The organism is Sporosarcina sp. A2, assembly GCF_050858885.1.
In the GTDB taxonomy this organism is placed as follows: Bacteria; Bacillota; Bacilli; order Bacillales_A; family Planococcaceae; genus Sporosarcina.
The window spans coordinates 2,985,654-2,997,595 of sequence record NZ_CP193898.1 but is presented as its reverse complement, the minus strand read 5'-3'; the positions used below and the strand labels follow the sequence as shown (position 1 = coordinate 2,997,595).

General features: G+C 43.9%; 15 protein-coding genes and 1 riboswitch. Of the genes, 9 read left to right on the top strand and 6 right to left on the bottom strand.

What is annotated here, in order from left to right; genetic code table 11:
• Positions 1–18 precede the first annotated feature (18 nt).
• From ACRPI0_RS15245 to ACRPI0_RS15230, 4 genes are all read left to right on the top strand, one after another.
• The gene (locus tag ACRPI0_RS15245) at positions 19–741 is read left to right on the top strand and encodes a GNAT family N-acetyltransferase (RefSeq protein WP_432353609.1); all 723 of its coding nucleotides are present in this window, start codon (positions 19–21) and stop codon (positions 739–741) included.
• A gap of 130 nt (positions 742–871) precedes the next feature.
• Positions 872–968, top strand: a riboswitch (guanidine-I (ykkC/yxkD leader).
• A 60-nt stretch (positions 969–1,028) separates the two neighbouring features.
• Positions 1,029–1,370, top strand: coding sequence for a DMT family transporter (locus ACRPI0_RS15240; RefSeq protein ID WP_432355983.1), 342 nt, complete (start codon positions 1,029–1,031; stop codon positions 1,368–1,370).
• The gene (locus ACRPI0_RS15235) at positions 1,370–1,684 is read left to right on the top strand and encodes a DMT family transporter (protein ID WP_432353608.1); all 315 of its coding nucleotides are present in this window, start codon (positions 1,370–1,372) and stop codon (positions 1,682–1,684) included. Before ACRPI0_RS15240 ends, ACRPI0_RS15235 begins: the two co-directional genes overlap by 1 nt.
• Before the next feature lie 66 nt (positions 1,685–1,750).
• Positions 1,751–2,665 (top strand): aminoglycoside phosphotransferase family protein, encoded by a 915-nt coding sequence (locus ACRPI0_RS15230; RefSeq protein WP_432353607.1) that lies wholly within the window; start codon positions 1,751–1,753, stop codon positions 2,663–2,665.
• 142 nt (positions 2,666–2,807) lie between these two features.
• On the opposite strand, the gene ACRPI0_RS15225 is transcribed toward ACRPI0_RS15230, so the two are convergent.
• A complete protein-coding gene (locus ACRPI0_RS15225; protein WP_432353606.1) occupies positions 2,808–3,677 on the bottom strand; it encodes a GNAT family N-acetyltransferase in 870 nt (289 codons plus the stop codon).
• Positions 3,678–3,833: 156 nt separating this feature from the next.
• On the opposite strand from ACRPI0_RS15225, the gene ACRPI0_RS15220 reads away from it, so the two are divergent.
• Entirely contained in the window at positions 3,834–5,282 is a 1,449-nt protein-coding gene (locus tag ACRPI0_RS15220; RefSeq protein ID WP_432353605.1) for an NAD(P)H-binding protein, read from the top strand.
• Positions 5,283–5,499: 217 nt separating this feature from the next.
• Here the strand turns inward: ACRPI0_RS15220 and ACRPI0_RS15215 are convergent, their stop codons facing one another.
• Positions 5,500–6,126: a nitroreductase family protein gene (locus tag ACRPI0_RS15215; protein ID WP_432353603.1), complete on the bottom strand. Its 627-nt coding sequence runs from the start codon at positions 6,124–6,126 to the stop codon at positions 5,500–5,502.
• 135 nt (positions 6,127–6,261) lie between these two features.
• Here ACRPI0_RS15215 and ACRPI0_RS15210 point away from each other — a divergent pair, with 135 nt between their 5' ends.
• From ACRPI0_RS15210 to ACRPI0_RS15195, 4 genes are all read left to right on the top strand, one after another.
• Complete coding sequence (locus tag ACRPI0_RS15210; protein WP_432353601.1) at positions 6,262–6,639, top strand: winged helix-turn-helix transcriptional regulator; 378 nt, start codon at positions 6,262–6,264, stop codon at positions 6,637–6,639.
• Between the two features lie 21 nt (positions 6,640–6,660).
• Positions 6,661–6,882, top strand: a complete 222-nt coding sequence (locus ACRPI0_RS15205; RefSeq protein WP_432355982.1) for a DUF2829 domain-containing protein — start codon at positions 6,661–6,663, stop codon at positions 6,880–6,882.
• Positions 6,883–6,936: 54 nt separating this feature from the next.
• Positions 6,937–7,692, top strand: coding sequence for a 3-oxoacyl-ACP reductase (locus ACRPI0_RS15200; protein WP_432353600.1), 756 nt, complete (start codon positions 6,937–6,939; stop codon positions 7,690–7,692).
• A 153-nt stretch (positions 7,693–7,845) separates the two neighbouring features.
• Positions 7,846–8,352, top strand: coding sequence for a QueT transporter family protein (locus tag ACRPI0_RS15195; RefSeq protein WP_432353599.1), 507 nt, complete (start codon positions 7,846–7,848; stop codon positions 8,350–8,352).
• 42 nt (positions 8,353–8,394) lie between these two features.
• Here the strand turns inward: ACRPI0_RS15195 and ribH are convergent, their stop codons facing one another.
• Genes ribH through ribD form a run of 4 tightly spaced genes read right to left on the bottom strand, consistent with a single transcriptional unit; the run spans position 8,395 to position 11,829 of the window.
• Entirely contained in the window at positions 8,395–8,862 is a 468-nt protein-coding gene (gene ribH / locus ACRPI0_RS15190) for a 6,7-dimethyl-8-ribityllumazine synthase (RefSeq protein WP_432353598.1), read from the bottom strand.
• A gap of 12 nt (positions 8,863–8,874) precedes the next feature.
• Positions 8,875–10,068 carry a bifunctional 3,4-dihydroxy-2-butanone-4-phosphate synthase/GTP cyclohydrolase II gene (locus ACRPI0_RS15185; RefSeq protein ID WP_432353596.1) on the bottom strand — a complete coding sequence of 398 codons (1,194 nt, stop codon included), beginning with the start codon at positions 10,066–10,068 and terminating at the stop codon, positions 8,875–8,877.
• A gap of 17 nt (positions 10,069–10,085) precedes the next feature.
• Positions 10,086–10,733 (bottom strand): riboflavin synthase, encoded by a 648-nt coding sequence (gene ribE, locus ACRPI0_RS15180; protein ID WP_432353595.1) that lies wholly within the window; start codon positions 10,731–10,733, stop codon positions 10,086–10,088.
• Positions 10,714–11,829 (bottom strand): bifunctional diaminohydroxyphosphoribosylaminopyrimidine deaminase/5-amino-6-(5-phosphoribosylamino)uracil reductase RibD, encoded by a 1,116-nt coding sequence (ribD, locus tag ACRPI0_RS15175; protein WP_432353594.1) that lies wholly within the window; start codon positions 11,827–11,829, stop codon positions 10,714–10,716. The genes ribE and ribD overlap by 20 nt, the downstream gene beginning before the upstream one ends.
• Positions 11,830–11,942: the final 113 nt, after the last annotated feature.

Genomic DNA, 11,942 nt, shown 5'->3' with positions numbered 1-11,942 from the left:
CAGAAAGAAGGGGTAGAGATGAAACTGTTTAGCACCATTAAGAAAGAAAAAGAGTATTGGCTGGTAGATCAAGTGAAACGAGCCCAGGCACATGAACGTGACTATGAAGAAGAATTCCAAGGGCTTTTGAAAGACTGGAATGACCAGGAGGTGGACTACCTATCATTATTGATGGATGATACGTATGAGGCACGGTTAGTAAAAAAAGGCTTTCATAAGGTATCTGTTATTGTCGAATACACCCTTGATTTAAATACAATCCAACGTCAAAAGTCAGACATTTCTCCATTTGTCTTAGCCGCTTGTGAAATGAGCGATGAAACTTTTGCGAACTTATATGAGCAATGTCGTAGCGGTTCAGCCAATAAAAATAATCTGTTTACAATTGACCAAATTATGGAGTCTTTTGAACTGGAACTGGGTCCGAATTGGAGATACCATTGTATGATTTTCCAAAAGGAAGGCGAGCCGGTTGGCATCAGCATCCCGCATATTGAACCGGGTATGAGGGGGGAAGGTAGGCTATTTTACTTTGGTATTTTACCTGAATGGCGAGACAAGGGGATGGGAACAGTTTGTCACCAACATACCCTTGACGCTTTAAAAGAATTCGGGGCAACGTACTATGTAGGGAGTACGGATGCTGCAAATGAAGCAATGATTCGTATTTTTGAGAAAAACGGCTGTGTGTTGCGTGATCGCAAAGGAATTTATCGGATCGATCGACTGAGTACTGTTTGAAAAATTGGTTGAGCAAGTAGAAAACTTAAAGAAGTTGGGTATTCCTATCAATTAACTTAGTTTCCTTAACGGGTAAGAGTGCAATACTTGAAAAAGCTTGTTGAGTAGGTATAATGGGACTTAATTGTATATCAATGTTTTCTAGGGTACCGTAACGAACTGTTAGCCTGGACCGAGAGAAAACTCACAGCATTGCTGTGTCACGGAAGGATAAAAGCCTGGGAGATTACTGTTTTCAGTATCTCTCGGGCTTTTTGTCTGTTAAAAAATATGGAGGTGTCATTGGCTTGAATGCAAATTGGATTAAAGTCGTCATTGCAGCGATATTTGAAGTGTTTTGGGTAGTCGGATTAAAGCATGCGGATGGCTTATTAGAGTGGACTGGGACAGTTTTCGCCATCATCGTCAGCTTTTATATGATGATTATGGCTGGAAAAAACCTACCTGTCGGAACCGTATATGCCGTTTTCGTTGGACTTGGTACTGCGGGTACAGTCTTTTCGGATATCGTATTTTTTGGAGAACAGTTTAAAATTGTAAAGGTAATCTTAATTATGGTGTTGTTAGCAGGAGTGATTGGTTTAAAAGTAGTGACTCCTGACACTGAATCAGAAGGAGTGGAATCGTAATGGCATGGGTTTCATTGGTGGTGGCAGGTTTGTTTGAAATGTTTGGTGTGTTAATGATCAGTAAGCTACACATGGATCGGAATTGGCAGGCAGTCGTCCTGCTAGTGGCAGGATTTGGCGCAAGTTTTCTATTTTTAGCAAACGCTATGGAAACGTTGCCGATGGGTACTGCCTACGCCGTTTGGACCGGAATTGGGGCATCTGGTGGAGCGTTATTAGGAATGCTCGTCTACGGGGAGTCCAAAGAGTGGAAACGTCTGCTGTTCATCGGGATGGTATTAGGGGCGGCAGTGGGATTAAAGCTGGTGTCTTGATAGAGTAGTGTTACAGGCGGCAGTCTAACAACTGCTAGCACGATTAAAGGGAAAGGTGAGACGTGTATGAAGCTACCCACTGAGTTTGAACAGAGAGTACAAAATAGTTTCGGAACAGAGGGAGAAGTATGGCTTGAATCGATGGAAGAGCGAGTGGCCTACTTTGCGGAACACTGGGGTTTGACGATTGAGCAACCGGTTCACAATCTCTCTTATAACTATGTCACGAACGTGGTAGACTCCCGACAAACTCCTTACATTTTAAAACTAGGAGTGCCAGATATGGACTACCGTAACGAGATGGAAACTCTCAGGATCTACAATGGTCATGGATGTGTACGATTGGTGAATGAGAATAGGGAAAGAGGAGCTATGTTATTGGAAAAGCTTATTCCTGGGCAGATGCTATGTGATCTTTCTGACGAAGAGGTAGTTGTCCAGGAATTCATAAGTGTATGGAAGAAACTACGACGTGATCTACCAGATGACAGTGATTTACCGCTCATAAAGGATTGGATAGTTTCCCTTGAAGCATACCAAAAGCACCATTGGGATGAAGACGGAGACCTCCCGAACGAGAGGGTCCGGCAGGCACTTCGTTACTTCCACGAATTGAGGGAATCCACTGAAACTCTAGGTTTGCTGCATGGTGATTTACATCACGAAAATATTTTATACAGTCAAGAGAGAGGGTGGCTCGCGATTGACCTAAAGGGGGTTGGTGGTGATCCTAGCTTTGACCTCGTGCAATTCATGTTGAATCATTTAATGGAAAAGCCTAATCCAAAAGCACTCCTGCGTTATCGGGTTGAACAAATTTGCGAATTGCTTGTACTCGACAAGAGGCGTTTATTAAAGGTGGCAATCGCAATGTCTATGTTGTATGCTTGCTGGTTCGTTGAAGATAAGCATCCGGCATGGATCGAGAGGTTACAGTGTGCTCAGTGGTTTAATGAGTTTTTGGAAGAAACCATTCGCTGAAGAGCAATTTATGAAAGTATTTCTTCTTTGAAAGTTAGTGAGGAAATTGCGCATCATGAAAGCCTGAATCGGCTGATCGAATCCAGCCTTGAATTAGCTAGCCAATACTTTTTCTTTCTCCTCTGGAGGAATGCCATATTGTTTATCCATTTACATGATCCTTCTTCACATCAAACCCCAACTGCACAGAATCCGCAATCTTCCGGTATCCGATTTCTTGGTAAATCTTATTGGAAGTTGAGTTCAGCATATCCGTGTAGAGCATGCAGAATTGGTATTTGTTTAATAAATCCGCAGAAAAATCTGCGACGAGGGTCCGGGCATAGCCTTTTCTACGGTGTTCAGGTGGTGTATAAACGAAGGACACGGTTATGCTGTTTTGCGAAGGCCTTGCTTGTTTTGCACACGCCACAGGAATTCCATTGACTTCCCACAGTACAATTTCCTGACGTTCAACAGTGCGCGCTACCCACTCCTTTGCTTGTTCAGGGGTCACTTCGGGCATCTGGGTATCCTCTATAAATCCGAGATACCATTTTTCAAGCATTGGTCTGTCTGACTCTTGGACATGCCTGCGTGTTCCGGGACTTTTCTCGAGGGTTTCATCCACCTTATCCAACCGATATAGCCCTTGATCCATAATGATTTTGGAAGATTGGTTGGTCTTGGCAGTCCATCTATCGGCGAATCGCTCCGCCCATGGTTTTAAACTGATGATGGAAGGGAGAGTAATATTATTAGAAAGTAAATAATCAGCGAGACCATCGATTGCCGAACCCATATGCTGTTCATCCGTAAAAATCATGTTTAGCGGAAAAGGTGGCGTCATTTGGAACAACGCAATCACGTTGCCTTCCAGTTCTGCAGTTGCCATGAACGGTTCATCCACCATGCCGGCTTTGATGGATTGTAAGACACCATTGAATAGGCTGAAAACATCTTCGCCTTCTGATAAAATCGGTTCCGCTTTGGCGGCAAATGCTAATGGATCGTCAAAGTTCACTATTTCCATTGAGACACCCCTTCCTGTAATGAATTGAGTATACGCATAAAAGGGAGAATTTTCAATTTATTATTTTGAAAATTCTTGTAAGTTTGTTAGGAGGCTTAGGGGAAAAGAGTGCAAGGGTACAGAAGGTTAGAGTGAACGACCAAGGAGGCGGATTGAATGGCAGAAAAAAAGCCAGTGGTAGCAATAGCGGGAGCAAGCGGATATATCGGAAATAACTTGCTAGATTGTTTAAAAGGGAAAGCGGCGGTCATTGGATTATCCCGAAACGGCGGACGACGTAAAGATACTGAGGATGTGAAGTGGCGCTCGTGTGATTTGTTTTCGATGAAGGATGCAGAAAAAGGGTTAGAGGGTGCAGACATTGCGGTATATCTGGTCCATTCGATGATGAAATCTGCGAAACTTACTCAAGGCAACTTTGAAGATATGGATGTGATTTTGGCGGATAACTTCGCACAAGCCGCAAAACGTCAAGGCATACAGCAAATCGTCTATTTAAGCGGAATTATTCCAGAAGAGCACGAGTCGAAACTGTCCCAGCATTTGAGAAGTCGATTGGAAGTGGAACGTATATTACGAGCGTATGATGTTCCTGTGACCGCACTGCGAGCAGGCTTGATTGTCGGACCAAAAGGTTCTTCGTTTCCAATCCTATCAAAGCTTGTGAAGCGATTGCCGATCATGATCTTGCCGAAGTGGACGAGCACGATAACGCAACCAGTCGCATTGAAGGATGTACTGACGGCTTTGACATCCATTATTATGGACTTCGATTTGAAAGATCGCTCAATTGACGTTGGAGGACCTGATGTGATGACGTATCGCACAATGATGAAAGCAACTGCGAACGTGATGGGGAAGAATCCTAAGATGCTCGACGTTCCGTTTTTCTCATTAACCCTTTCGAGACTATGGCTAAGACTTGTAACGAATACCCCAAAAGAGATGGTTTATCCACTTGTGGAAAGTTTGAAACATCCGATGGTTGTCCACAAGAGTCATACAGTAGAAGGAATTAGCTATGGACAAACTACTTTTAGGGAAGCTGCAAAAATCGCGCTGGAAGATGACGTGAAGAAAGAAAAGCGACCAACTCAATTGATACCAACATTAGGTCCACTAAAGCAAGACGTCCGCTCAGTTCAACGCATTAAATTACCATATGGATGGACTGCAGATGAAGCTGCCCGGTATTACGTAAAATGGTTAGAGACGTTCTTGAATCCATGGGTGCATACGACGGTTGATAGAGATTTGAATTGTAGAATTGGATTCCTTGGAAATCGGACGCTTTTAGAACTATCGTATTCAGGGGAACGTAGCACAGAAGACCGCGCGCTGTATTACATAACAGGCGGATTCTTGCTGGACGATCAAGCGAATGAGCGAGGACGGATGGAGTTCCGTAAAATACCTGGAGCGAGTGAAGCGATAATCGCAATTCACGATTATTTTCCATCGCTTCCGTGGTTTGTGTACTACGTCACGCAAGCAAACATGCACGGGTTTGTGATGAGCGCATTCCGCAAGCATATGCACCGATTAAGTGTAAGCGAACGCGACGACCGCCAGTACGTTAGAAATCTAACTGTAGAAGATTTATGAGAAATAGGAGCTGTTCACTACTTCGAATGACGGGTGGGTAGTCTTTTGTGTACTGTAAAGGGGAATCCGCAAGGTCTGTGCTGAAATCCGCAAGATGTTGAGAGGAATCAGAAGTTTGGAAGAAACAATCGGAAACAGAATTCAATTCAACGGAGAGAACACGTTTGAGCGAATTCAAAAAACGCACCCAGATCGTGGATGCGTTTTTGTCTGCTGCTTATATGAATGTTGTGATTTTCTCAAGTGGAAGACGTGTAGAACCATACGCAGGTGCAGCTGCTTTTCCAAGCGCAATTAGCACGAGGGGAGCGTAACGATCTTCCAGGTTAAATTCTTTCGCAAATTGAGCTTTATCGAACCCGCCCATTGGGACAGTGTCGTAGCCTTTTGCTTTTGCAATCAACATCAATTGCATTGAAACGAGCCCTGCGTCAAACGCAGCAATCGTCAGACGTGCGTCTGTTGGTGCGTTAGGGTAAAGTGCTTTGGCGTTATCAATTTGAATTTTAACATTTGTTTCGTCGATGTTGCCTGCTTTCAAGTTGGACAAATAGATCTCATCGATATTGTGATACATTTCAGTATCCCCGATTACTGCGATAATTGCAGAAGACGTTTCCATCTGCTCTTGGTTGAATGAGAATTCTTTGATTTTCTTTTTTGCTTCTTCGTCTTGGATGACGATGAAACGCCAAGGTTGTAAGTTACTTGAAGATGGCGCAAGTGTTGCTTCTTGCAACATGTCTTCAATTACTTCAGGTGCGATCTGATATTCCGAATCGAATTTCCGGACGGATTTACGAGCGTGAATGACTTCTGATAGCGGTGCAAATAGTTCTGTCATGTAAAAAACTCCTTTAATGGATTCATTAGGATTCAACTTACCTTTAGTAAGTACGATATCCAGCTTACTATTGGTAAGCTTGTTTGTCAACTATGACTGTGGTAGAGTGGAATTAACTTAAGAATAGGGGTTTTGATGATGAAAAAAACCGACGAACTTATTCAGTCTACACCTCAAAATGGACAAGTCGCTTGCGACAGTTTTCACGCGACGATTGAATTTATCGGCAAGCGCTGGATGGGAATTATCATTTATCATCTGCTGGACGGACCGAAGCGTTATCATGAATTAGCGACGGAAATCGAAGGCATTTCTGATCGCTTATTAACAGAGCGATTGAAAGAATTGGAAGCACATGGTTTTGCAGTGAAACGAACATTACCCTCCTCCCGTAAAGTCGAATATGAGTTGACGGAACAAGGGATTGCATTCGATCCAATTATCCGCGCGATTTTGACGTGGGTGAAATCGAATGGTGGCTGTACGCGGTCGAAAACAGAAAACGAATTTTAAGTTTGAGAGGATGAATGAATGATGACATTTGAAGAGATTTTACCGCGACTAAAAGCAGGCGAGAAAGTCATTCGAAATGGATGGGGTGGCGCTGAACTTTATGTGAAACTTGTTCAAGCCGAAAAGCTAGATGGAGAAAAGATGAACCCGTATTTTGTTATTAATGTAATAGGCGAGGGATACACAATGTTTACACCGACAGTTTGCGATTTGTTAGCAGAAGATTGGGCAATCGTGGCATAAGACAGAAAAAAGCTCATGAGCAATCATGGGCTTTTTGAATGGAGGAATTCAGCAATGATACAGAGTGAGTTTGTAGGAAAGAACGTGTTCATCACAGGAGCAGCTTCAGGAATCGGGTATGCTCAAGCCAGTGCATTTCTTGAGCAAGGTGCGTCTGTCTATGGATTTGATATTGATCCAATCGGATTGGACAAGTTAGTAAATGCATATCCGACAAACTTTCAATACAGCGTGGGGAGTGTAAGTGAGCAAACCGATGTTTCAAAGGCAGTAGATCAAGCGGTTCTTGTATACGGACACATCGACGTCTTGTGTAACACTGCGGGCGTGCTGGATGGATTTACGAAAACGTTGGATACCAATGAAGCGCTATGGGATCGAATCATGGACACCAATATAAAAGGAATGTTTTTCGTAACGAATGCAATTTTACCAAGTATGCTTGTGCGGAAATCAGGAGTTCTGGTAAATATGGCATCCATCGCAGGCCTCGTTGGTGGCGGTGGAGGAGCAGCTTATACCGCTTCGAAACATGCAGTGGTAGGTTATACAAAGCAGGTCAACCTTGATTATTGTAGGGAAGGAATCCGTGCGAACGCGATAGCACCAGGGGCAATTCAAACCCCAATGAACGCTGCTGATTTTTCGGGAGATGGCAAAATTGCAGAGTGGGTCGCGCAAGAAACACCTGCAGGACGATGGGCACAGCCTGAAGAAGTCGCAAAGCTGACACTATACTTAGCGGGAGCGGCTTCAGATTATATTCATGGAACCGTCATTCCAATCGACGGTGGCTGGACTGCGAAGTAACCATGTCCAGGTGCGATAAATTCTGCTATACTAGGCAAGCAGGTTTTTTACCTGCACTGCGACACTTTTTGACGAAGCGATAGGCTTCTTCTTCCTTTGGTCGCAGTTACTACTAAAACAGCAATTCTGTTGTTTTACAAAGGAGGACTATATATGACGTTACTCGTAAAAGAGCGTCCGCGTATTGCGGTCGGAGAACTTGCGAAAATGGCGGTTGTGGCGGGGCTATATGTCGCTGTTACTCTCACGCTTGCAGTCATCAGTTTCGGAGCGGTCCAATTGAGGTTGTCGGAGATGTTCAACTATTTAGCGCTGTTTCATAAGCGATACATTATCGCTGTAACAGCTGGAGTAGTGCTAGCAAACTTCTTCTCGCCAACATGGTTTCTGGACGTACCGATCGGTGGAGTAGCTACGTTTTTCGTACTACTAATCAGTAGAGCTGCTACGAAAAGGCTGAAGACAGACAAAATGAAATTTGTCTGGACTGCTGTAATTTTCGCTGTTTCCATGTTCACTGTTGCGGGACAGTTGACGATATTGTACGGTGCGCCGTTCTGGATCACCTGGTTCACAGTAGGCGCTGGCGAACTAGTGTCAATGACCGTCGGTGGAAGCATTATGCTCGCTCTTTCGAAAAAAATAGATTTCACGAAATGAAAAAACGCATCCCTAATTCCATAGGGATGCGTTCTTTATCTATTAAGAAAATTGTTTGTTCAAGTTTGCCATTTCAATTGCAGATACTGCAGCATCCCAGCCTTTGTTACCAGCTTTTGTTCCTGCACGTTCGATGGACTGCTCAATAGAATCTGTTGTCAAAACACCAAAGATGACAGGGATCCCAGATTGCATTCCAGCAGCAGCTACGCCTTTAGCAGTTTCACTACACACGTAGTCAAAATGAGGCGTCGCTCCACGAATAACCGTGCCGAGTGTGATAACCGCATCGTATTTCCCGGAATCTGCCATCTTCTTAGCGATCATCGGAATTTCAAAAGCTCCAGGAACCCACGCAATGTCGATATCCTCTTCAGTAACACCGTGACGTCTGCATGCATCTTGTGCAGCAGATAGTAACTTACTTGTTATGAATTCGTTAAACCGTCCAACTACGATTCCAATTTTTAATCCTGTACCAACTAAATGACCTTCATATACATTTCCCATTTAAATTTCCTCCTATATTGTCAGTAAATGACCCAGTTTTTCTACTTTCGTTTCCAAGTATTTCTTGTTTTCAGGGAGCGCTGGCAGTTCAATTGGAACACGCTCAGTAATCGTAATGCCGTAATCTGCTAACCCATCCATCTTTCTTGGGTTATTTGTTAGCAACCGGGCGTTTACAATTCCTAAATCATCAAGGATTTGTGCGCTAATACCGTAATTCCGTAAGTCATCAGGGAAGCCAAGCGCCGCGTTTGCTTCAACAGTATCGAGTCCTTGCTCTTGTAGCTCATAGGCCTTCAGCTTGTTAATGAGCCCAATTCCACGACCTTCTTGGCGCATGTATAGTAAAACCCCGCGACCTTCCTCTTCGATTTGTGCGAGAGCTGCATGTAGCTGAGGTCCACAGTCACAGCGAGACGAACCGAATATGTCACCAGTCAGGCATTCCGAATGCACTCTTACAAGAATCGGTTCATTTGTTGTGATGTCACCTTTCACAAGGGCTACGTGTTCATTTCCCGTCAACTTTTCGGTATACCCGACCATTTTAAAGAAGCCGAATGACGAAGGTAGCATAACTTCAGCTTCTCGTTGAATAAGCGTTTCGTTATGCATTCGATAGTGGACTAAATCTTCAATACTGATGAATTTTAGCCCTTCTTTGTCAGCGAGTTCTCGCAATTCAGGTACTCGCGCCATTGAACCATCTTCGCTCATAATTTCGCATATTACGGCAGCAGGTTCACTTCCTGCAAGTTTAGCGAGATCTACTGAAGCTTCTGTATGACCGGTACGAGTGAGCACACCGTGATCTTGTGCGATGAGTGGAAAGACATGGCCAGGCCGTCTGAAATCAGTTGGTGCTGCATTTATTTCCAACATTTTTAAAATAGTCTCGGAACGTTCAAACGCACTTATTCCTGTATCTGCCTCAGAATGATCAATACTAATTGTAAACGAAGTTCCATGTGTATCTGTATTGTTTGCAGTCATCATGGACAGTCCGAGTTGTGTTGCTTTAGACTCCGTAATTGGTGTGCAGATAAGACCGCGTCCTTTTGTTGCCATAAAGTTAATCATTTCAGGTGTCGCGTGCTCTGCTAAGCAGATGAAGTCGCCTTCATTTTCACGATTTTCATCATCCACAACGATAATCGGCTTCCCAAGTTTTAAGTCTTTAATTGCTTCTTCAATGGAGTCAAACATGATTGTTCACCCTTTCTTTATAAAAATCCGTTGCGCTCTAAAAACTCTTCTGTCAGTGGCTTTTTACTAGATGACGTATGAGGTTGCAACATTTTATGTGTATATTTCGCGAGCATATCGAACTCCACGTTCACCCGATCTCCAGGTTTTCGCTGCGTGAGAACCGTCGTTTCCTGAGTATGCGGAATGAGCGAAATGGAAATCATTTCATCCGTAACGTCAAATATTGTTAATGATGTCCCGTCTAACGCAATTGATCCTTTCGGAATCACGTACATGAATCCTCCCGGAGGAAGAGATAAATACATGACGAGTGAGTTTTCAATATGCTGGCATTGCTGAACGATAGCTGTTCCATCGACATGTCCCGATACGAAATGACCCCCTAGCCGGCTGTCTGCGCTAAGGGCGCGCTCCAAATTTACTGGAGTTCCCGTACTCGCATTGTGTAAAGAGGTTAATCGAAACGTTTCTGGCATAACGTCGGCTGTAAATTGGTTAGATGTGAATGAAGTGACGGTTAGACAAGTTCCGTTTACAGCGATACTGTCGCCTAATCGAACGTCCGTCAGCACGTTTACAGCTTCAATTGTGAGTTGCATCGATTGACCCGAAGAACGTACTTTGCGAATTGTCCCGATCTCTTCAATAATTCCTGTGAACAAGCGCATCACTTCCTTTAGGGACAGCTATTACCTTTAAATCCGGGCCAAGCTGTTCTATTTTTACAAATACAAAGTCCTTTGCATCACTCATTAAGGCAGGATTTGCTCCACCAATTGGAGTGAGTGAATCTGAACCGCCCAGCAATCTTGGGGCAATGTAGGAAATAATCCGATCGACAGCATTCGCTTGCAAGAATGATGCATTTATAGATGCTCCGCCTTCTACGAGAAGTGTCATGATGTCGCGTGCACCAAGTTCCTCCAGTACGGCTATTACTGAAATCACCGGTTCATTCATACGGACAATTTCAACATGATCGTGCATTAATAAATTGGATTCACGTTCTTTAGAAGCGGTGCTACTACAAAAAATCCATGTCGGCGCATCACTATTTTGAATGATCTGACTTGCAATAGGTGTAGCTAATTGTGTATCTAAAACAACTCGAATAGGATGAAGTCCACCTTGGGGCAATCTGGTGGTAAGAAGGGGATTGTCGTGAAGGATCGTGTTACTACCGGTTAAAATGGCATCATGGACATGGCGAAGACGATGGACGTCAAGTCGAGCTTGCTCACTTGTCACCCATTTACTGTGTCCTGAAAATGCTGCAATTTTACCGTCTAATGTCATAGCTGTTTTTAACGTTACATGAGGTTGTTTGGTTTGAATGAAATGGAAAAAAGGTTGATACAACGCGTGAGCCAAATCCGTACAAATCCCAGTGTGCACTTCAATTCCTGCATCTCGTAGAAGCTGAATTCCTGTGCTTGAAACTAGTGGATTTGGGTCGAGCGATGAAACGTAGACACGGCAAATACCCGCTTGTACAATCGTTTCTGCGCATGGTGGGGTTTTGCCGGTATGTGAACAAGGTTCAAGCGTGACGTACAAATCTCCACCAAGCGCTTCCTGCCCTGCCATATCGAGCGCAACTCTCTCCGCATGCCGCTCTCCCGCACGCAAATGAGCACCCATTCCTACAATTCTACCGTGGTTCACAACAACGGAACCGACTGGCGGATTAGGTGAAGTTTGTCCAACCGCACCTTGTGCAAGAGAAAAAGCAATTTGCATATACTGTTCAATTTCCAACGTTAACAACACTCCTGAATCATAGATTCCTCATGTAACATAAAAAAGCCCCGCAACAACTGTGCGGGGCTGGGTAAGCATGACAAAATAAGCGTCAGTCAAAAGAAAAATTT

Coding starts and splice junctions, on each gene's coding strand:
- ribH (WP_432353598.1), bottom strand. CDS start 8,862: ATGGGAAATGTATATGAAGGTCATTTAGTTGGTACAGGATTAAAAATT.
- ACRPI0_RS15235 (WP_432353608.1), top strand. CDS start 1,370: ATGGCATGGGTTTCATTGGTGGTGGCAGGTTTGTTTGAAATGTTTGGT.
- ACRPI0_RS15215 (WP_432353603.1), bottom strand. CDS start 6,126: ATGACAGAACTATTTGCACCGCTATCAGAAGTCATTCACGCTCGTAAA.
- ACRPI0_RS15205 (WP_432355982.1), top strand. CDS start 6,661: ATGACATTTGAAGAGATTTTACCGCGACTAAAAGCAGGCGAGAAAGTC.
- ACRPI0_RS15230 (WP_432353607.1), top strand. CDS start 1,751: ATGAAGCTACCCACTGAGTTTGAACAGAGAGTACAAAATAGTTTCGGA.
- ACRPI0_RS15225 (WP_432353606.1), bottom strand. CDS start 3,677: ATGGAAATAGTGAACTTTGACGATCCATTAGCATTTGCCGCCAAAGCG.
- ACRPI0_RS15200 (WP_432353600.1), top strand. CDS start 6,937: ATGATACAGAGTGAGTTTGTAGGAAAGAACGTGTTCATCACAGGAGCA.
- ACRPI0_RS15245 (WP_432353609.1), top strand. CDS start 19: ATGAAACTGTTTAGCACCATTAAGAAAGAAAAAGAGTATTGGCTGGTA.
- ACRPI0_RS15185 (WP_432353596.1), bottom strand. CDS start 10,068: ATGTTTGACTCCATTGAAGAAGCAATTAAAGACTTAAAACTTGGGAAG.
- ACRPI0_RS15220 (WP_432353605.1), top strand. CDS start 3,834: ATGGCAGAAAAAAAGCCAGTGGTAGCAATAGCGGGAGCAAGCGGATAT.
- ACRPI0_RS15195 (WP_432353599.1), top strand. CDS start 7,846: ATGACGTTACTCGTAAAAGAGCGTCCGCGTATTGCGGTCGGAGAACTT.
- ACRPI0_RS15210 (WP_432353601.1), top strand. CDS start 6,262: ATGATGAAAAAAACCGACGAACTTATTCAGTCTACACCTCAAAATGGA.